The organism is Nostoc parmelioides FACHB-3921 (genome assembly GCF_014696625.1).
Lineage (GTDB): Bacteria > Cyanobacteriota > Cyanobacteriia > Cyanobacteriales > Nostocaceae > Trichormus > Trichormus parmelioides.
Window position 1 is genome coordinate 1 of record NZ_JACJQL010000020.1, and the last position, 23,186, is coordinate 23,186.

The 23,186-nt window shown below is 41.3% G+C and carries 7 protein-coding genes; all 7 read left to right on the forward strand.

The annotated features are described in order from the left end of the window. Positions 1–2,720, forward strand: a 2,720-nt coding sequence (locus H6G14_RS15005; protein ID WP_190568169.1) for an amino acid adenylation domain-containing protein, incomplete at its 5' end; no start/stop codon positions are given. Positions 2,721–2,822: 102 nt separating this feature from the next. Then, positions 2,823–10,691 (forward strand): non-ribosomal peptide synthetase, encoded by a 7,869-nt coding sequence (locus tag H6G14_RS15010; protein ID WP_190568170.1) that lies wholly within the window; start codon positions 2,823–2,825, stop codon positions 10,689–10,691. A 217-nt stretch (positions 10,692–10,908) separates the two neighbouring features. Beyond that, positions 10,909–14,142 carry a non-ribosomal peptide synthetase gene (locus H6G14_RS15015; protein WP_190568171.1) on the forward strand — a complete coding sequence of 1,078 codons (3,234 nt, stop codon included), beginning with the start codon at positions 10,909–10,911 and terminating at the stop codon, positions 14,140–14,142. Beyond that, positions 14,139–17,576 (forward strand): non-ribosomal peptide synthetase, encoded by a 3,438-nt coding sequence (locus H6G14_RS15020; protein WP_190568172.1) that lies wholly within the window; start codon positions 14,139–14,141, stop codon positions 17,574–17,576. Before H6G14_RS15015 ends, H6G14_RS15020 begins: the two co-directional genes overlap by 4 nt. 2 nt (positions 17,577–17,578) lie before the next feature. Then, positions 17,579–20,629 (forward strand): thioester reductase domain-containing protein, encoded by a 3,051-nt coding sequence (locus H6G14_RS15025; protein WP_190568173.1) that lies wholly within the window; start codon positions 17,579–17,581, stop codon positions 20,627–20,629. Positions 20,630–20,668: 39 nt separating this feature from the next. Further along, positions 20,669–21,574 carry a class I SAM-dependent methyltransferase gene (locus H6G14_RS15030; RefSeq protein WP_242053438.1) on the forward strand — a complete coding sequence of 302 codons (906 nt, stop codon included), beginning with the start codon at positions 20,669–20,671 and terminating at the stop codon, positions 21,572–21,574. 120 nt (positions 21,575–21,694) lie between these two features. After that, the gene (locus H6G14_RS15035) at positions 21,695–23,182 is read left to right on the forward strand and encodes an aspartate aminotransferase family protein (protein ID WP_190568174.1); all 1,488 of its coding nucleotides are present in this window, start codon (positions 21,695–21,697) and stop codon (positions 23,180–23,182) included. Positions 23,183–23,186 lie beyond the last annotated feature (4 nt).

Sequence of the window (23,186 nt, forward strand, 5' to 3'; positions counted from 1 at the left end):
GCCCCCTGCCTCCTACCCCCTGTCTCCAAACCCTATTTTTCGAGCAGGTAGTAAAACAACCCAACCAAACGGCAATCGTCACCACAGAACAAACTTTAACCTATCAACAGGTGAGCGATCGCGTCTCTCATCTTGCTGAACATTTACAACAATTAAGTGTAATTCCCAACCAATTAGTAGCAATTATCATGAATAAAGGTTGGGAACAAGTAGTAGCAGCCTTAGCAATTCTAACTGCTGGTGCTGCCTACGTTCCCATTGACCCACAATTACCAGCCCAGCGTCGTCTACATCTACTACAAGAAACCCAAGCACAAATTATACTTACCCAATCTTGGTTAGATAAAAATTTAGAATGGGCTGATGGTTTGACTCGGATATGTGTTGATACCCCACCCCAGCCCACCCCTTGCAAAGGAGAGGGAGTAAGACAGCAACCCACAGATTTAGCCTATGTAATTTACACATCCGGCTCAACGGGAACGCCCAAAGGTGTGATGATTGATCATCAGGGAGCAGTCAACACAATATTAGATATTAATCAACGCTTTGGTGTAACAGAGAATGACCGAGTTTTAGCGGTGTCATCCCTGAGCTTTGATTTATCCGTGTATGACATCTTTGGCATTTTAGCGGCTGGGGGAACAATTGTCATTCCTGATAGCGGTAACAATCCCACCCACTGGATGCAGTTAATTAACCAACATCAGGTGACAATATGGAACTCAGTTCCCGCCCTGATGCAGCTTTTACTTGACACATCCCCCACCCAAAACCAGACACTCCGGCTAATTTTACTCAGTGGTGACTGGATTCCTCTCACATTACCCCCACGCATCCGCAGCCAGTTTAATCATCCCCAAATTATTAGCTTAGGCGGTGCTACAGAAGCCTCCATCTGGTCAATTTTCTACCCCATAGACGAAATCGACCCCAATTGGAAAAGTATTCCCTACGGTTACTCCCTGAGTAATCAACAAGTTTACGTCCTCAACCACTCCCTAGAACCCTGTCCCACCTGGGCTATTGGCGAAATCTACATCGGTGGTTTAGGAGTCGCTAAAGCATATTGGCAAAATCCAGAACTGACAGCAGAGAGATTTATTAGGGACTGGGGACTAGGGACTGGGGACTGGGGACTGGGAGAGAATTTCCCCCCTACACCCCTACACCCCTACACCCCTGCACCCCTATATAAAACTGGCGACTTAGGACGCTACTTACCTGATGGGACAATAGAATTTTTAGGACGGGAAGATTTTCAAGTTAAAGTTAACGGCTATCGAATTGAGTTAGGGGAAATTGAAGCCGCTTTACAACAACATCCAGCCATAACTCAAGCTGTGGTGACAACTGCGGGAACTGCACCATCTCAACAGCAATTAGTTGCTTATCTGGTATTAAAACCAGAGGTAATTGCTAATCAAAACACTCTTAACTCTTCCTCACAACTAGATTTCAAACTGCAACAAAAGGGAGTGAGAAAGTTTGATGCTGGCGTGCGTACTGTAGCTTTGCCTGGGTTAGAATCTCCTCAAATTAACCTGAGACGACAAAGTTATCGTCAGTTTTTAGAGGAAACTGTAACATTAACCGCTTTCGGTGAGTTTTTCGAGTGTTTGCAAATGCAACATTTAGAAAATTCGCCATTACCAAAATATCGCTATGCTTCGGCTGGTAGTTTATATCCAGTCCAAACATATATCTATATAAAACCCCATCGAGTTGAAAATTTAGCGGCTGGTTTTTACTACTATCATCCCCAAAAACATCAACTTATCCACTTAAGCGATGAGGTGAACATTGATAGTAATATCTATGGCATCAACCAAGATATTTTTACACAAGCAGCATTTGCCATATTTTTAATTGGTGACTTACAAGCGATTTCACCAGTTTATGGTGATAAATCTAGGGATTTCTGTTTACTAGAAGCGGGTTATATGGGTCAATTATTAATGGAAACCGCACCCAATCAAAATTTAGGCTTGTGTCCCATTGGTGATTTAGAATTTGATGCCATCCGCGAACATTTCATTTTACATGAGCAGCAAATATTTTTACATGGGTTTGTAGGCGGTATTATAGACCCCCATTGGACAACCCGTTGGTTATCCCCAGAAAGTTCTCAAACCAAAGTAACAAAAGCCGAATTAATTACCCAAAAATTACGGCAATTCCTCCAACAAACATTGCCAGAATATATGATTCCCAGCCTCTATATTCCCCTAGAAACCCTACCATTAACGCCAAATGGCAAAATTGACCGTCGTGCGTTACCTCAGCCAGAATATCAATTTAGCCAATCTGAACTGCCTGTTATACCTCCCTCTACAGAATTAGAAATAGCACTAGCTCAACTATGGCAATCTATTTTAGATATAGAAGTTTCCAGCATTCACAATAACTTCTTTGAATTGGGAGGTAATTCATTATCAGCCACTCAGATAATTACTCAGATGCAGCAAAATCTCCAACTTGATTTACCCATCCGGGAATTTTTCCTCAATCCTACCTTAACTGCACAAGTTGAATTACTCAAACATCAGTGGGAAGCAAGACAAGAAATTTCAATTGAACCTATAGAACGTATTAATCCACAAGAACTACTTGCAAATTTAGATGAACTTTCCGATGAAGAAGTAGAGATTTTACTTCAAAAAATGCAGTTAGAAGAGGATGATTTATCTCACACAAAGACGCAAAGACGCGAAGAATAGGAGGAGAGGAGATAATTTTCTAATCAAACTATCTCTCTTTTCTCCTCTTTGCGCCTCTGCGCCTCTGCGTGAGGAAAAAATATTATTTTACTTGATTAAATTATGAATATTTCCACATCCCAAAAACGCGAACTATTAGCGAAACTACTACAACAAAAAGCCACCAAACAACATTTTCCGCTTTCTTTTGCTCAAAAAAGATTGTGGTTTCTAGATAAATTACAGCCAGGATTATCAGTTTATAACTTACCTGCGGCTTTGCGGTTGACGGGTAATCTCGATGTCACGCGCCTAGAGCAAAGTTTACAATCAATAGTGTTACGTCATGAGATTTTACGCACCAGTTTTACTGTAATTAATGATGAACCTGTGCAGAATATTGCTGCAAACGTCAAACTAAATCTACCTGTAATTAATTTGCGGGAATTATCACCAGAAAATCAAGCATCACAAGTCATACAGCAAGCTAAATTACTCACAGAACAACCGTTTCAACTTACAGAACCGCCTTTATTACGTGTTGCGTTACTACAACTGAGTGATACTGAATTTGTGTTGATTTTGGTCATGCACCACATCATTACAGATTACTGGTCATTTCGTGTTTTGGTGCGGGAATTAATCTCACTTTATCAAGGTCAAACCTTAGCAAAATTACCAATTCAATTTGCAGATTTTGCAACTTGGCAACAAAAATGGCTGCAAAGTGAAGCTAGGAACAATCAATTATTCTACTGGGAAGAACAACTAAAAAATTATCCTCGTGAATTATCTTTACCAACAGATTATCCGCGCAAGGCTATACAAACTTTTAAAGGTGCAAGGCTATTTTTTACTTTATCATCAGAATTATCTGAGCAATTGCGACAATTGAGCCAACAGCATAATGCTACGCTGTTCATGACTCTGTTGACAGCATTTAATATCTTATTATATCGCTACAGTGGACAGGATGATATATTAGTTGGTTCTACAGTTACTAGCCGCGATCGCCCAGAAATTGCTAACCTCATCGGGCTATTTGTTAATAATCTCATATTTCGCACCAATTTATCTAAAAAAACTAGTTTTATCGCACTCCTCAACCAAGTAAAAGAAACAGTTCTAGGCGCGTTATCTCATCAAGATTTACCATTTGAAGATTTGGTAGAACAACTGCAACCAGAACGAAATTTAAGTCAGAATCCTCTATTTCAGGTAATGTTTGTTCTCCATAATACGCCCAATCAAACTACAAATCTGCCTGGATTAAAAATTGAACCTCTAGAAACGGAACATTCTACATCTCGCTTTGATATCAGCTTGGATATGTACGAAACTCCAAGCAGTTTAAGGGGAACTTGGGAATACAGTACAGAATTATTTGAACAAGCTACTATTGAAAAGTTAAATGAACATTTTCAAACTTTATTATTTGGCATTATCGCTAATCCAGCGCAATCTATTAATGAATTGCGATTATTAACAGTTAAAGAACAAAATTTAATAACAGAATGGAACGATACATTTACAGAAATTCCTGAATTAACAGTTTATGAATTATTTAGTCAACAAGTAACAAAAACACCAGATAAAATTGCCGTTCTTTTTGGTAATAAATCCCTAACGTATCAGCAACTAGAACAAGAAGCTAATCACCTAGCTGCCTATTTAGAAAACATAGGAGTACAAGCAGAAACAAGAGTAGGAATTTGCTGCGATCGCTCTCTAGAAATGGTAATCTCCCTATTAGCAGTCCACAAAGCCGGCGGTGCTTACGTTCCCCTCGATCCCGGCTATCCCCAAGAGCGTTTACAGTTTATAATTAACGACTCACAAATATCAATCTTATTAACTCAAACTTCCTTATTAAACAACCTCCCAAAACTCTCAGCAGCAATTATCTGTTTAGACGCAATACGACAGTCAACAGTCAACAGTCAACAGTCAACTGTCAACTGTCAACAACTTCTTCCTTCCCCCCCCTACACCCCTCCTCACCCCAACCAACTCGCCTACCTAATTTACACCTCCGGTTCAACCGGAACACCCAAAGGCGTGCAAATTTTGCACAGAAGCTTAAGCAACTTCTTAACCGCAATGTCCAAAGCACCAGGACTAACAGCAGCAGATAACCTTTTAGCCGTCACCACCCTAGCCTTTGATATTGCAGCCTTAGAGATTTTCTTACCCTTAATTGTAGGTGCTTGTTTAGTCTTAGTAGAAAGGGACGTTACCCTGGATGGAGAGAGATTAGCACAAGCGATCGCACAACATCAAATCACCGTCATGCAAGCCACCCCAGCAACTTGGCGGTTACTTTTAGCCAGTGGTTGGCGGGGAAAGCCTGACTTAAAAATTCTCTGTGGCGGCGAAGCATTAGATAACACCCTAGCCCAACAATTATTATCCTGTACTCAAGAAGTCTGGAACTTATACGGCCCAACAGAAACAACCATTTGGTCAGCAGCCCAAAAACTCACTCCATATGAACCCGTAACCATCGGTCATCCCATCGCCAACACCCAATTTTACGTCCTCGACGAGCATTTACAACCAGTCCCCATCGGCGTACCAGGAGAATTATATATTGGTGGTGCAGGAGTCGCCAGAGGATATTGGCAACGCCCAGAATTAACAACAGAAAGATTTCTCAGTCAACAGTCAACAGTCAACAGTCAACAGTCAACGATCAACACCTTATATAAAACAGGCGATCGCGTCCGATATCTCCCAGATGGTAAACTAGAATACTTGGGTAGATTAGATTATCAAGTCAAAATTCGCGGATTTCGGATTGAATTGGGAGAAATTGAGGCAGTATTAGCACAACATCCCCAAATATCACAAGCTGTAGTCACCGTGCGAGAAGATGAACCAGGAGAACAGCGTTTAGTCGCTTACATCGTCCCCAACTCTCAGGATGTGGGAAGCAATGATTTACAGCAATTCCTCGCCAGCAAACTTCCAAAATATATGATTCCTGGGGTATTTGTCACATTAACAGCCTTACCCCTCACACCAAATGGTAAAGTTGACCGTAAAGCCTTACCTATTCCCAATACTCAACCACAGGTAAATGAAACCCGCCGCACACCAACAGAGGAAGTTTTGGCGAGTATTTGGGCGACGGTGTTGGGTGTCGAGTCGGTGGGTATAGAGGATAATTTCTTTGATTTGGGGGGACATTCGCTGTTAGCTACGCGGTTAATTTCTCAAGTACGGCAGGTATTTGGTGTAGAGTTACCTTTGCGTCATCTGTTTGAAAGTCCGATAATTGCGGATTTAGCCAGGACTATAACAGAAAGTCACCACGAAATTAACCCCATATTACCGATTCCTCGCACTGGTAATTTACCTCTATCTTTTGCCCAACAACGCTTTTGGATTTTGTCGCAGTTAGAACCGGATAGTCCTTTTTATAATATTCCTTTGGCGGTGCAAATTCGGGGCAATATCGACTTGGATAGTTTGCAGTGCAGTTTTGCGGAAGTGGTGCAGCGACAGGAAATTTTGCGATCGCATTTCTTGAATGTTGATGGACAGCCTGTTTTGAGGATAGCTGATGTTTGTGATGTCCAGATACCTGTGATTGATTTACAGGGATTACCGGAATTTGAGCAACAGCAGCAGGTGCAGGAGTTGGCGCGAACTCAGGCGCAGCAGCCTTTTGATTTGGCTGGTTTGTTGTGGCGGGTGCGGTTGGTACGGTTGGGGGAGGGGAATCAGGTTTTGTTGTTGACTTTGCATCATATTATTGCTGATGCTTGGTCTTTGGGGTTGTTGGTTCGGGAAATTTCTCACGCAGAGGCGCAGAGGCGCAGAGAGGAGGAAGAGAAGAGGATTCAGTATGTGGATTTTGCTTTTTGGCAGAGGGAGTGGTTGCAGGGTAGGGTTTTAGAGGAGCATTTGGAGTATTGGCGGGGACAGTTGGAGTCTGCGCCGGTGATGTTGGAATTACCAACTGATTACCCGCGTCCGGCTGTACAATCTTTTCGGGGGGCTGTATATGGGTTTGGTTTGTCGGCGGAATTGACTCAGGGTTTGCAAGGGTTGAGTCGGCGTTATCACAGCACTTTGTTTATGACTTTGTTGGCTGTTTGGAATGTGCTGTTATATCGTTACAGTGGTGATGATGATATTGTGGTTGGTAGTCCTGTAGCTAATCGCAATCGTGTAGAGACAGAAGGATTAATTGGTTGTTTCGCTAACACTCTGGCATTACGTACTGATTTGAGTGGTAATCCGAGTTTTGCTGGTTTATTAGAACGGGTTCGGGCAACTGCTTTGGGTGCTTATGCTCATCAGGATTTGCCTTTTGAACAATTGGTAGATGTGCTGCAACCAGTGCGATCGCTTAGTCATTCGCCTCTTTTCCAAGTTATGTTAGTGTTGCAAAATTTACCTCTGTCAGAATTGGATATGGGGGAAGTGCAATGGCAAGTAATTGAGGCGGATAGCGGTACAGCTAAGTTTGACTTGACTTGGTTCGTGAGCGAAACTGCTCAAGGCTTAAGCTGTAAGTTGGAATATAATACTGATTTATTTGCAGAAACAACAATTAAGCGTTTAGCTGGACATCTAGAAACGTTATTAGCAGCAGTAGTTCTCAATCCCGAACAGCATATTAACGAATTACCGTTATTGACTACTGTTGAACAGCAACAACTCGCACAATGGAACGCCACCCAACGCCAGTACCCCCAGCAGTGTTTACATGAATTATTTGAAGCACAGGTAACACACACCCCTGAAAAGATAGCAGTGATTTGGGGTGAAGAACAGCTAACATATCAAGAATTAAACACCAAAGCCAATCAATTAGCCAGTCATCTACAAAGTTTAGGTGTCCAGCCAGAAACGCCTGTGGGAATTTGTGTTGACCGTTCCCTAGATATGATTATCGGCTTATTGGCTATCCTCAAAGCCGGCGGTGCTTACGTTCCCCTAGACCCCACCTATCCCCAAGCCAGATTAGCATTTATTATTGAAGATGCCCAAATGCAGGTGTTACTCACCCAGCAAAAACAATTAACCAAACTCCCCCCATTAGAAATACCCATAGTTTCCCTAGATAGTCAACAGTCAACAGTCAACAGTCAACAGTCAACAGTCAACAGTCAACCATCCAACCTAGCCTACATCATCTACACCTCCGGCACTACAGGCATTCCCAAAGGAGTCGCCATCACTCATCAAAGTCCAGTTACACTCATGTATTGGGCGAGAGAAATTTACTCACCAGCAGAATTAACGGGTGTTTTAGCTTCCACTTCTATTTGTTTTGACCTTTCAGTCTTTGAAATCTTCGTTCCCCTAAGTTGGGGAGGTTGCGTCATCCTCGCTGATAATGCCTTACAACTACCGGAATTACCAGCCACCGTCCAAGTTACTTTAATCAATACAGTCCCCTCAGCCGCCAGAGAACTGCTACGTTTAAATGGCATTCCCGCAACAGTGCAGACAGTCAATTTAGCCGGCGAACCTTTACCGAAATCCCTTGTAGACGAACTCTATCAACAATCAACAATTGAGAAAGTATACAATCTTTACGGGCCTTCAGAAGATACTACCTACTCTACCTTTGCCCTGATTCCCCGCAATAGTCCACAAGCCCCAACAATTGGTAAACCCATCGCCAATACACAAGTTTATATCCTAGACCAAAACCTACAACCCGTTCCCATTGGTGTACCTGGTGAAATTTATCTCAGTGGTGCAGGGTTAGCACGGGGTTACTGGAAGCGTCCAGAATTGACAGCAGAGAAATTTATAAATCAACAGTCAACAGTCAACAGTCAACAGTCAACAGTCAACACTCTTTATAAAACAGGCGATCGCGCTCGTTATCTCCCAGATGGTAATATTGAATATCTGGGGCGTTTCGACCATCAAGTGAAATTGCGCGGTTTTCGCATTGAATTAGGGGAAATTGAGGCGGTATTAAACCAACATCCAGAGGTGACGCAGGCTATCGCCATTGTTCGCAACGATACGCCAGAACATAGCCGCTTAGTAGCTTATGTTGTTCCCAAATCTCACATCGAAGCAGCAGAATTAAGGCAATTTTTAGCGGCGAAACTTCCTGCTTATATGCTACCGACAGCATTTGTCATTCTGGAAACTTTACCTTTAACAGCTAATGGTAAAGTAGACCGTCGTGCTTTGCCTATACCTGATTTATCCCCAGTCACCACCACCACAACCGCACCCCGAACACCTATAGAACAACAATTAATTAATATTTGGACTCAGGTTTTAGGGGTAGAATCTATCGGCATTCACGATAACTTCTTTAGACTGGGTGGTGATTCAATTTTAGCCATTCAAGCAGTAGCCAAAGCGAATCAACAAGGCTTGGCTTTACGTCCCCGGCAGATGTTCCAATATCAAACAGTGGCAGAACTAGCAGCCATTGTGGACACTGATACCACATTATCTAGTGAGCAAACACCAGTCACAGGGGAAGTTCCTCTAACTCCTATTCAGCAATGGTTCTTTGAGCAAAATCTAGTAGATGCACATCATTGGAATCAAGCCATTCTTTTAGAAGTACACCAATCTCTCAACCCTGATTACTTACGGCAAGCATTAGATCAACTATTAGCACACCATGATGGATTGCGATCGTGCTTCCAAGAAACCCCCGACGGTTGGCGACAATTTGTAGCAGACATCAATCAATTACATAATACGCAGAAACCTAACCCCCAACTCCTTTCCTACAAGGGAAGGGGAGAAATCAAAGCCTCTCTCCCTGTGGGGGAGAGGTACTCTAGCGAGAAGCCGCTCCGCGTCTTTGGAGAGGGGTTTTATTATTTTGATATGTCAGAATTAGCAATTCTCACCCCAGAAAAAGTATCAGACACAATAGCTAATATTGCCAATAATTTACAAGCCAGTCTCAACCTAGAAACACCCCCATTGCTACGTGTCGCCTATTTTGACTGTGGTAAACAGCAAAATCATCGCTTACTCCTCATTTTCCACCACTTAATTATTGATGGCATTTCCTGGCGGGTATTTTTAGAAGATTTGCAACTAGCCTACCAACAACTTAGCCAAAGTCAGCAAATCCAACTCCCACCCAAAACCACATCCTATCAACAGTGGGCAAATAAACTACAAGAATATACCTGGAGTGCCGATTTACAAACAGCCTTCAATTATTGGACATCTCCCACTTGGCAACAAATCCCACCTCTCCCCGTAGATTATGCCCCAGGTTCTAACAAAATGGCAGATGTAGACACCTATTCTACATTTCTCAGCGTCACAGATACCCAAAACCTCCTGCAACAAGTTCCTCACGCCTACCGCACTCAAATTAATGATGTTTTATTAACAGCCTTAGCCTTAGCCTTCCAAACATGGACGGGTGAAAGTCGCTTATTAGTAGAACTAGAAGGACATGGTAGAGAAGATTTGTTTCCAAGTATTAATTTATCTAGAACAATGGGTTGGTTTACCAGCCTATTCCCGGTATTATTAGATATATATCCCTCTGCCGATCTAGGGATTTCCCTCAAAGCAGTCAAAGAGCAACTACGGCAAATTCCCAACCGAGGAATTAGCTACGGGTTGTTGCGTTATTTAGCATCCCCAACAATTCGAGACACTCTTAAAGCAATACCCTTACCACAAGTCAGATTTAACTATTTAGGACAATCTGACCAAATTTTCTCGGAAAATTCACTCTTTACCCCAGCCAGTGAATCTATCGGACATAGCCGTAGTTCTAGAGGGAAACGTAACACTCTGATTGAAATTAACAGTATCGTCACAGGAGGAAAACTGCGATGTGATTGGACGTACAGCAAACAACTGCATCATCACCAAACCATCGTCACCTTAGCAGACAACTATCAACAAATATTACATTCATTAATTCAGCATTGCCTCACCCCTGAAGTTAGCGGCTTTACTCCCTCCGACTTCCCGCAAATGGATTTCAGTCAAGATGAATTAGATAAGTTGTTGGGAGAGTTATAATACCAATTCAAAATTCAAAATTCAAAATTCAAAATTAAGAAAGTCAGATTTGCTTTGGATTTTAAGGTTTTGGATGTGTTACTTGGTTTTTGAGAATTGGTATAAGAGGAGTTTTTTTGAAACGCAAAGGTACGCAGAGTTCTCTTACTCTCTGTGTCTCTGCGCCTCTGCGTGAGCCTAATTAAATATTTGCATCACAACATCAAAACCAAAAATCATGCAACCTGTGGATAAACGCAAAAATATAGAAAATATCTATCCTTTATCTCCTATGCAGCAGGGAATGCTGTTTCATACCTTGCTAACCCCCCAAGCAGGGGTATATGTCCCACAGATTTGCTTGCATCTGGAAGGAACACTAGATATAAATGCCTTAAAAACTGCATGGAATCAAGTTGTAATTAACCATCCAGCTTTACGCACAGCCTTTTATTGGGAACAGAGAGATAAACCTTTTCAAGTTGTATTTAAACAAGTAGAAATTCCTTGGAAAGTTTTAGATTGGCAGACAATATCTGAGGCAGAACAGCAAGTAGAATTAGAGAAGTTTTTTGAGAGCGATCGCATTTCATCTTTCGACCTCAAAACCCCCCCATTAATACGTTTAACCCTAATTCAATTATCAGCAACTAAATATATTCTTATCTGGACACAACATCATTTAATTCTCGATGGTTGGTCATCAGCATTAGTAATTAAAGAAGTATTTCAAAATTATTATAATTCCCCTTCTTATTATCCTAATTCCCGCCCTTACGGTGACTACATCGCCTGGTTACAACAACAAGATAAAATCGCCGCCAAAACATTCTGGCAAAAACAACTTGCAGGATTTACTACACCCACTGTCATACAACGATTTCCCCACAGAGAAAACAAAAACCTCACACCCCAAGAACAAACCCGCAGCCTCACCCCCAATCAAACAACTGCTTTGCAAAAATGGGCAAAACAGCAACTATTAACCCTGAATACTCTCTTACAGGGTGCTTTTGTTTTATTATTAAGCCGCTATTGCAACACCACCGATGTAGTCTTTGGTGCAACCTCATCAGGACGACCCGCAACCCTAGCCGGTGTAGAGTCAATGGTGGGATTATTTATCAATACTTTGCCGGTGCGGGTGCAGGTATCACCCACAGATAATTTAATTGAGTGGTTGCAAAAATTACAAGCGCAACAAGCAGAAGCTCTAGAATATGAATATACATCACTCTTAGAAATTCAAGAATGGAGCGAACTTGCACCAGGAACTTCATTATTTGACAGTATTTTAGTATTTGAAAATTATCCCGTTGATACATCGGGAATTTCAGGAAACCAAGATTTACGTATTATTGATATTCAATCTTTAGAATGGACAAGTTTTCCTTTAACGATGTTGGTTTCTGTAGGAAATCAATTGTCATTAAAAGTAAAATATGACCGCAACAGATTTACAGATAATGTCATTACTCAATTATTAGAACATTTCTGTAATTTGTTATTAGGAATGAGTGAACCAGGGCAAACAATAGGAAACCTACCTTTATTAACTCAGCGAGAGTATGAAACTATCCACAAATGGAATCAAACAGAAGCATATTATCCCCTAGAATGTATTCATCACCAATTTGTAGCCCAGGTAGAAAGAACACCCGATGATGTTGCTGTGGTGTTTGAGGGAGAACAACTTACTTATAAAGAATTAAATCAACGTGCTAATCAATTAGCTCATTATTTGCAAACCTGGGGAGTACAACCAGAAACACCTGTTGGGATTTATATTGAACGTTCCTTAGAAATGGTCATTGGGATTTTAGGTATCCTCAAAGCTGGGGGTTGTTATGTTCCTCTTGACCCCGCTTACCCTGCATCTAGGTTGACATATATTATTAATGAAACTCAAGTACCTGTAGTATTAACTCAGGAGAGTTTATTAGAAAAATTGCTAGGGTTTACCTCTCCCCAAGCCTCCAGCAAAGTATTGAATAAAACCTTGTGCTTATGCTTAGATACAGATTGGCAGGAAATCACCCAGAAACCTGACAATAATCCCATCACAAATGTTAATCATGAAGATGCAATTTATATTATCTATACCTCTGGTTCTACAGGCACACCCAAGGGTGTAATTAACACCCATCACGGTGTGAGTAATAGATTGTATTGGATGCAGCAACAGTATGGTTTACAAATAGGAGAAGCTGTTTTACAAAAAACGCCTTTTAGTTTTGATGTCTCAGTGTGGGAATTTTTCTGGACATTACTAAATGGTGGTCGTTTAGTGATGGCTAAACCAGGAGGACATCAAGATCCAAATTATTTATTAGAAATTATTGCACAGCACAAAATTACGACATTACACTTTGTGCCGACGATGTTAGGAGTATTTTTAGAAACACCAAATTTAAATGAACGTTGTCGCAGTTTGAAGCGAGTAATTTGTAGCGGTGAAGCTTTATCAATAGAAATTAAAAATCGTTTCCTCCAGCATTTGGATGCAGAATTACATAATTTATATGGGCCGACAGAAGCCGCAATTGATGTCACCTACTGGCAATGTCAGCCTAATAATAATTTACATACAGTACCCATCGGTCGTCCAATTACTAATACCCAAATTTACCTTTTAAATGATTATTTACAACCAGTACCTTTAGGTATTCCAGGTGAAATTTACATCGGTGGCGTAGGAGTCGCCAGAGGTTATTGGCAGCGTCCAGATTTAACGGCGAAAAGATTTATTAATCAACAGTCAACAGTCAACATTCTCTACAAAACAGGCGACCTTGCCCGCTATTTGCCTGATGGTAATTTAGAATATTTGGGGCGATTAGATAATCAGGTGAAAATTCGGGGTTTAAGGATTGAATTAGGGGAGATTGAAGCGGTACTTCATCAACATTCTGATGTGCAGCAAGCGGTGGTGATTTTAGACTTGAAACAAGCTGATAATCAGCGTTTGGTGGCTTATATTGTTAGGAAAAGCAAGAGCGCAGAATCAGAAACTTTCACCAGCGAATTACAGAAACTTCTCACATCTCAATTACCAGAGTATATGCTACCGTCTGTATTTGTGGTGTTGTCAGAATTACCTCTGTTACCTAACGGTAAAATCAATCGTCAAGCTTTACCTGCACCGGAAACTGTACGTCATACAAATCAATCTTATGTTGCACCGCGTAATTCTACAGAAACAATTATCGCTAACATTTTGGCGGATGTGTTGCGGTTAGAACGTGTGGGAGTAGATGAAAACTTCTTTGAATTGGGGGGAAATTCCCTCTCAGCAATTCGGGTGACATCACGACTCAGAGAAGCTTTTCAATTGGATTTACCTTTACATAGTGTATTTGAAAAACCCACAATTGCCGGACTTGCAGAACGAATTATGATTCTGCAACAGAGTATTCAACAAATGCAAACTACCCCATCTGAACAATCAGGCCGTCAGGAGATTTCGCTATGAAAACTATTGAAAAATTTCTGGCACACCTTTACAGCCTCGATGTTAAATTGTGGGTAGAAGATGCTAATTTACGGTGTAGTATTCCTGAAGATGTGCTGACGGATGAACTGACTGGAGAATTGCGATCGCGCAAATCTGAAATCATCACTTTTTTACGTCAAGCTAAGTCATATACAAATTATACACAAGCAATTACCCCAGCACCACGTAACGGCAACCTACCTCTGTCTTTTGCTCAACAAAGGTTGTGGTTTTTAGAACAATTACAACCTGATAGTTATACTTATAATTTACCGACAGCAGTCAGATTGACGGGGATTTTGGATGTGGGATTGTTAGAGCGATCGCTCAATACTATTATCCAACGTCATGAGGTACTACGCACAAACTTCAAAACTGTAGATGGTAATCCTGTTTTAGATATTCAGCCGAGTGTTACCCTTCCCCTAAATGTTATTGATTTACAAAATTTTAACCCCATAGAACAAGATGAAAAAGTTAGCCACCTCGCCTTAAAAGAAGCACAAACACCCTTTGATTTAGCCACAGATGTATTATTACGGGTGAAAATTCTCCAACTAGCTAAAGATGAAAACGTAGTTTTATTTACCATGCACCACATCATATCTGATGGTTGGTCAATGGAGATTTTAGTTAAAGAGTTCGCAACCCTTTATACTGCTTTTAGTGCCAATCAACCATCACCCTTACCAAAGTTAGCAATTCAGTACGTTGATTTTGCAATTTGGCAAAGACAATGGTTACAAGGAGAAGTTTTAGAAACCCAACTAGACTACTGGCGACAACAGTTAGGCGGTATCCTCCCAGTATTACAATTACCCACCGACTACCCCCGTGGAAGAGTGCAAACATTTCGGGGTGCAATTGAGTCTTTTTCTCTTTCTCCTCAATTGAGTCAAGGTATTATCAACCTCGCAAAAAATGCAGGTGTCACCCCCTTTGTTACCCTCCTCACAGCTTATAAAATCCTCCTACACCGCTACACCGGACAAACAGATATACTTGTCGGGACTCCCGTAGCGAATCGCCATCGTCGGGAAATTGAAGGTTTAATTGGCTTTTTTGTCAACACATTGGTATTGCGGACAAATTTAGCAGGTAATCCCAGCTTTCAGGAATTATTACAGCAGCTAAGAACGACTACTTGGCAAGCTTATGATTATCAAGATATACCTTTTGAGAAATTAGTAGAAGTTCTACAACCAGAAAGAGATTTAAGTTTTAATCCACTATTTCAGGTAAAATTCCGGTTAGAAAATGCCCCTACAGAAAAATTAGAATTACCGGGATTAACTATCACACCTATAAATCGTACAGAAGCCAGTGCCAAACTAGATTTAAGTTTGGATATGTACGAAACATCAGAGGGTTTTGTCGGTGCATTTGAATATAACCGAGATTTGTTTGCACCAGAAACAATTAACCGCATGATAGGACATTTTCAGACTTTATTAACAGCGATTGTTGAAAAATCAGAAAAAAAGATTTCCGAATTACCATTACTGACAGAAAGTGAAAAGCAAACTATTCTTATTGATTGGAATCAAACCCAAGTAGAGTTTCCCAGTTATTTAAATTTTCAAGACTTATTTGCAACGCAGGTAGAAAAGACACCAGATGCGGTAGCGATTATCTTTGACAATCAGTCTCTTACTTACAAAGAACTGAATCAAAAAAGTAATCAACTTGCTCATTACCTCAAACAAAAAGGGGTGAAACCAGAAGTAATTGTGGGATTATGTGTAGAGCGTTCCCCATTAATGATCATCGCTTTACTTGGTATTCTCAAAGCTGGTGGCGCATATCTCCCCCTCGACCCCAATTATCCCCCAGAACGCCTAGCGTATATGCTGGGTGATTCCAAAGTACAGATTTTGTTAACAGAAACAAGTCTGAAAGTTACCACTTCTTCAAGCTACGAAATAATTTATCTAGACACCGACTGGGAAACAATTTCTCAATGCAGTATAGAAAACCCAAAAAGTGAAGTTACACCAGAAAATTTAGCTTATTTAATTTACACCTCCGGTTCTACTGGTACACCAAAAGGAGTTTTAATCCCCCACATCGGTTTAACGAACCTCACACAACATAAGATACAAGTTTGTGATGTTTATCCCGGTGATTGTGTACTGCAATTTTTCTCCCTCAGCTTTGATGCTTCCATCCCCGAAATCATCATGGCTTTGGGAAGCGGTGCAAAACTGTGTCTAGCCAAATTAGAATCTTTACTACCAGGCGAAACCTTATTACAACTGCTACGAGAGAACGCAGTTACTCACATAACTATCACCCCCTCAGCTTTATCCCTACTCCCCTCAGCAGATTTACCACATCTGCGAATGGTACTCGTAGGAGGTGAAGCACCATCCCCCGAATTAATCGCCAAATGGTCAACCGGAAGACGTTTTATCAACGCCTACGGCCCTACAGAAGTTACAGTTAACGCCAGCATGGTACTTTGTGGTAACGGTCATCCCCTATTACCTACCATTCGTCCCAGTGCCAACAAACAACTATATATATTAGATAATTATCTACAACCCGTCCCCATCGGCGTAATTGGCGAACTCTACATTGGTGGGATAGGTTTAGCGCGAGGCTATTTAAATCGCCCAGATTTAACAACCCAAAGATTTATTCCCAACCCATTTAATCAGTTAACAGTCAACAGTCAACAGTCAACAGTCAACAGTAATTCCAGACTCTATAAAACAGGTGACTTAGCTTGTTACTTACCTGATGGTCGAATCAAACTGTTAGGAAGGGTTGATAACCAAGTCAAAATTCGTGGTTTTCGCATTGAACCGCAAGAAGTGGAAACCGTATTATGTCAACATCCTGGGGTACGTGCGGGAGTAGTAATTGTCCGCGAAGACAAACCAGGAGAAAAGCGTTTAGTCGCCTACATCGTTCCCAATGAGGAAGCAGGGGAGCAGGGGAGTAAAAATTTACCAAATCCCCAATCTCTACGCGCTTTCATGCGAGAGAAGTTACCCGAATACCTTGTCCCGTCAGCGTTTGTGCTACTGACAGATTTACCGTTAACACCTAACGGTAAAGTGGACACCCATGCACTCCCCGCACCGAAACAAGTGTTATCAAAGGCTGAATTTATCGCCCCGCGTACAGATATCGAAGCACAATTAGCCGATATTTACGCCCAGGTACTCAAGTTAGAAAAGGTGAGTGTTGACGATGACTTTTTTGAATTGGGGGGACATTCTCTCATCGCTACTCAACTAATCTCCCAAGCTTTACAACTGTTTCAAGTTGAACTAACCGTCATCGATTTATTTGATGCACCAACAGTAGCAGGTTTAGCGGAACGAATTTTGCAACGACAACTCACCGCACAAATTCCAGCAATATCTGATACCACGGATGATGAACGGGAGGAGTTTGAAATTTAACTATGAACCAACCACTATATCTCAAACCCAATGTCATCATTGAACCATTATTTAATCAGTGGTATGCCTGGTCATACTTAATTTCTCCCGCCACGGCTGCAATGTATATTGCTAATTCTCATGTACCAATTATGCAATCATTCATTGCTGCGCCCCAGGTACATCGAGATACTTTGAAAAACCCCGCGATGATTGGCGGCCCTTTCATCAACTATGCTCCCAGTCGCGTTGAGGATATTCGGGTATTACTAGAGACAACCCAAAAGCAGCAAGCGCAAATGCTAGAACTGGCGCAAGCAATTCAAGATTTAGAAAAACTCTTAGCTGCACACCCCCAGGGTTATTCCTTAGAACCTTTGTATGACAAAATTCCCACACCCTTAAAAGGTTACGTAGAACTAGTACAGGATAGTAATAATCACCCCTCGATTCGCTTTATTGAAGGATTACTATATCGCAGTCCATATTACAATCCTGGCAATCAATCGGTGAATATGTACTTAGGGGATGGGGATAAACGCGCTTTTGTTTTGAGTACACCCCGTTTGCCAGATGAAGAGAGTATACATTTAAACATGGCATTTAGCGATCGCCGTCTTGACCAACTCTCACAAATGCGTCACACTCCCCACCCCTACAACGACATTCGGGACACCCTGCAAATTCAACCCCATCAAGAATCACTATTTGCCGAATTTTTCACCACCACACCCCCCAACCTAGAACCCGACTACACAGAGGAAGCTGTACGAGTTCGCTACTTTGGTCATGCTTGTGTTTTAATTCAAACCGAATCAGTCAGTATTCTCTGTGACCCCATCATTAGCTATCCCCATGCTTCGGGGATGAATCGCTACACCTACGAAAATCTACCCCCGGTGATTGACTACGTTATTCTTACGCACAATCACCAAGATCATGTAATGTTAGAAACACTGTTGCAGTTACGCCACAAAATTAAAACAGTGGTAGTTCCTAAAAGCAATAAGGGAATATTAATAGACCCTTCCCTAAAATTGATGCTGCAACAAATTGGTTTTGGAGATATCCGAGAAATTGACGAGTTAGAAGTAATTAATATAACAGATGGATATATTACCGCCTTGCCATTTTTAGGAGAACATGGAGATTTAAATATAGGTGCGAAAGCTGCGTACTTAGTAAATCTTAAAGGACGTTCAATCTTATGTGCAGCCGATTCTAATAATATTGATCCCCAATTGTACAACCACCTACAGCAAATTTTTGGGGATATAGATGTCTTATTTATTGGGATGGAATGCGAAGGTGCGCCTTATACATGGGCTTATCGAGCATTATTAACCAATCAAGTACCGCGAAAAATTGCCCAAACGCGACGGTTAGACGGTTCTGATAGTAGCAGAGCGATCGCACTTGTTCAACAACTCCATCCCCAGCAAGTTTACGTCTACGCAATGGGACAAGAACCGTGGCTGACCTTCATCACCTCAATTATATATACACCAGAATCCCTAGCCATAATTGAATCTAACAAACTCATTGAATATTGTCATAGCCAAGGAATTATCAGTAAACGCTTATTTGGTTGTGAAGAAATCTTCCTTACAACCAACACGAAAACCTCATCAACTGTAGGCAAAATTTCCCATCAATCTGAATCAGATTTACAACCGATAAATCAAACACCAGCAGAAAATACTATTCAATTATTACTCACAGAATTACAAAGTTTAGATATTCGCATCTGGCTAGAAGATACTGAGAGCATCCCCAAACTAAGATGTAATGCGCCCAAAGGAGTTTTAAACCCGCACTTAAAAGCACAATTACAAGAACGCAAAGCAGAAATCATCGAATTTTTACAGAATTGTCAACAACCAAAAGTAGAAATAGATTGGGAACAAGAAACAACCCTAGACCCCACAATTATTCCTCCTTCCCCAACTTCCTTACCTGTCTCATATTCTTCATTATTATTAACAGGTGCAACCGGATTTATCGGCGCATTTCTACTAAAAGAACTACTCAACAAAACCACAGCATCAATTTATTGTTTAATCAAAGCTGAAAATCTTGAAATAGCCACCCAAAGAATCATCAAAACCTTACAAGATTACCAAATTTGGGATAGCTCATATTTAGAAAGAATTATTCCCATAGTAGGCGACCTAGCCCAACCAAAACTAGGAATATCTGAACTAGAATTTGAAAACCTAGCCAACCAGATAGACGTAATTTATCATAACGGAGCGCGAGTAAATCATACAGAACCTTACAACCGCTTAAAACCTGCGAATGTTTTAGGGACTCAAGAAATTTTCCGCCTAGCCAGCCAGAGCAAACTAAAACCAGTACATTTAATTTCCTCTACCAGTATTTTTGCAGCTAATAAAAATAGTAATTCTCAAGTAACAGAAGATGCTAACTTAGAGGATTATGGCATACCTATTGGTGGCTATTCTCAGAGTAAATGGGCAGCAGAAAAACTAGCGATAACAGCAACAAAACGCGGAATAACCGTAAAAATTTATCGCTTAGGAGCAGTATCAGGAGACAGTAAAACAGGAGTATTTAACCAAAACGATTTCCTCTACAAACTGCTTTTAGGTTACATCCAATTAGGCAGTATACCAGATACACCAATGCCCTTAGAAATCTTACCAGTAGATTATGTTGCTCGCGCCATTGTTGAACTATCAAAAATCCCATCCAACCAGCAAATATTTCATATCATCCAACCAAAACCAACAACCTCAGACATAGTATTTGAACAACTAAAAAAAATCGGACTTCAAATTGAGAAAATTTCCTATCAACAATGGCGCAACCAAATCTTACAAATAGCCCAAAACTCCCCAGAACACATCTTATATCCCCTAATTCCCCTATTACCCAGACAAAGAACCACCAACCAAACACCAACCAACAACAAACTACAATTCGACAACAGTAAAACCCAAACCATACTAAACCAACTCATCCGCCCACCAACCATCAACGAAACCCTCATTCAAACCTACCTCTCCCACCTAATCCAACAAAACTGGATTAAAACAAAACTCCCCTCATAAACCCTCTCTGCGCCTCTGCGCCTCTGCGTGAATAAAAACATGATCTCCAACAACCCAAACCATACAGAATACGACACCTGGGCATGGCTATACAACCAAACGATGGGGCCAGAATATTGCCAAAACCAACTAAAACCCTTAGAAAAAATCCTCCTCCCCCAAATAAAACCAAACGCCAAAATCTTAGACTTATGCTGTGGAACAGGACAATTAGTCCAAACTTTAATCAATCGAGGATATCAAATAACAGGCGTAGATAACTCCTCAGAAATGTTAAATTACGCCCGTAAAAACGCCCCAAACGGAAAATTTCTCCTAGCAGATGCGCGTTATTTTGAACTTCCCCCATTCTTCGACGCAGCATTTTCTACAAGCGCAGCCCTCAACCACATCATGACAATTCCCGAACTCCAGCAAGTATTTCAAAAAGTATATTCAGCCCTCAAAGAAAACGGCTGGTTTCTCTTTGACATCAACCATCATCAACAAATGCAACGCTGGTGGAGAGGAAAAATTGCCGAAGGAAAAATAGAAAATAAATACGCTTGGATGGTGACACCAAATTACAACCCAGAAGAACGTCAAGGCTACTTTCAAGTCACCATGTTTCAGAAAAAAACCAAACCATCATCCGCCCGCATAATAAAAATAATTTGGCATTTATTATCCCCCATATTAAACCACAGACTTTTATATAAACTCCGTATGAAACTCCTATCCGCATTTCAAGCCAAAGAAAAAAACTGGCAAAGAATGGACGAAAAATACTTTGTCAGAGGACACATCCCCCAAGAAATCGAAATAGCCCTACAACAAACAGGCTTCACCGATATTCAAATCCTCACCCTAGAAGGAAACACCACAATAGACGATAGACACTCAGCCTACTTCCTCTGTCGTAAACCATTAACAATTCAAAATTCAAAATTCAAAATTCAAAATTGAAGAAACTCAAATTCCGAGATTTAAAGCACAATTTAAGGGTCTTAAAACCTTGAATTTACGATAAATATCTAAATTTTTTCCTTTGCGTCTTTGCGCCTTTGCGTGAGCTAAAAATGAGTTATGACAACAACACAAAAACCCCAAACAAACCCCCAACAAAACTACCTAAAAAACTTCATCCAGAACTACAACCAACGCACCCAAACCTCCAAAAACCTAGCCCAACAAAATCGCCAAATACTAGCCGATAAAACCTCAATAGGCTTCAACTTCACGCCAGAAACCAAAGAACTCTGCTACCCAATTGCTATAGAAAAATCCAACGGTTCTCGCCTATGGGATGTCGATGGAAACGAATACATAGACATCCTCATGGGACTAGGAATCAACCTATTTGGACATAACCCCCCATTCATCCAAACAGCCATCACCGAACAACTACAACAGGGAATGCACATCGGTGTCCAAAATACAATAGCTGGCGAAGTAGCCCAACTCATCAGCGAACTAACAGGTGCAGAAAGAGTCACCTTTAGCAACACAGGTACAGAAGCCGTCATGACAGCCGTGCGTATCGCCCGTACCGCCACAAAACGCCCAAAAATAGCGATTTTCACCAACTCCTACCACGGACACTTTGACTCTGTACTTGTCAGGGCAACAATGACAGAATATGCCAAAAAAGCCGCCCGTCGCATCATCGCCGCCAAATCTGGTAGTTTTATCGGTAGACTAGCCCAACCAATTCAAGCCCTTTTCACAGCCAACCTCAACCCCAAAGCCGTACCCGCAGCCCCAGGTATTCCCAACAGTGCAGCTGCTGACGTACTGATTTTAGAATACGGTAACGAACATTCTTTAAACCTAATTCGCAAACACCGCCGAGAACTCGCCGCCGTCTTAGTAGAACCAGTACAAAGCCGTTGTCCCGAACTCCAACCCCGCGAATTTCTGCAAAAACTACGACAAATCACCCAAGAACTAGGAATAGTCCTGATTTTTGATGAAATGGTGACAGGTTTTCGCATCCACCCAGGAGGAGCGCAAGCACACTTTGGTGTAAAAGCCGACATTGCAACCTATAGCAAAATTGTTGGTGGAGGCCTACCGCTTTCGGTAATTGCTGGGAAAGCTAGTTACATGAACTACATAGATGGTGGACAATGGCAATTTGGAGATGATTCCGCGCCTCAAGTTCCCACCACCTTCTTTGCAGGGACATTTTGTAAACATCCCCTCGCCCTCGCCGCCGCCCGCGCCACTTTACAACACCTCAAAAATTCAGGTATTGAATTACACAACGAATTAAATCAACGGACTACGCAACTCGTCAACGATTTAAATACTCACATGACACAGCAAGGTATAGCTATCAAGTTTACTAACTTTGGGTCATTTTTTGCTGTAGCAGCCTCCCAAAGCGCAGTTCCCCCAATGGCGATAAACTTACTCTCCTATCACCTCATCACAAAAGGAATACATCTGCGCCAAGGAGACAAAGGCGGATTTCTTTCCACAGCACACACCGACGAAGATATTAATCTCATCAAAAAAGCCTTTATCGAGAGTATTAACGAACTACGCAACGAAGGATTTATTAACAACTAATCTT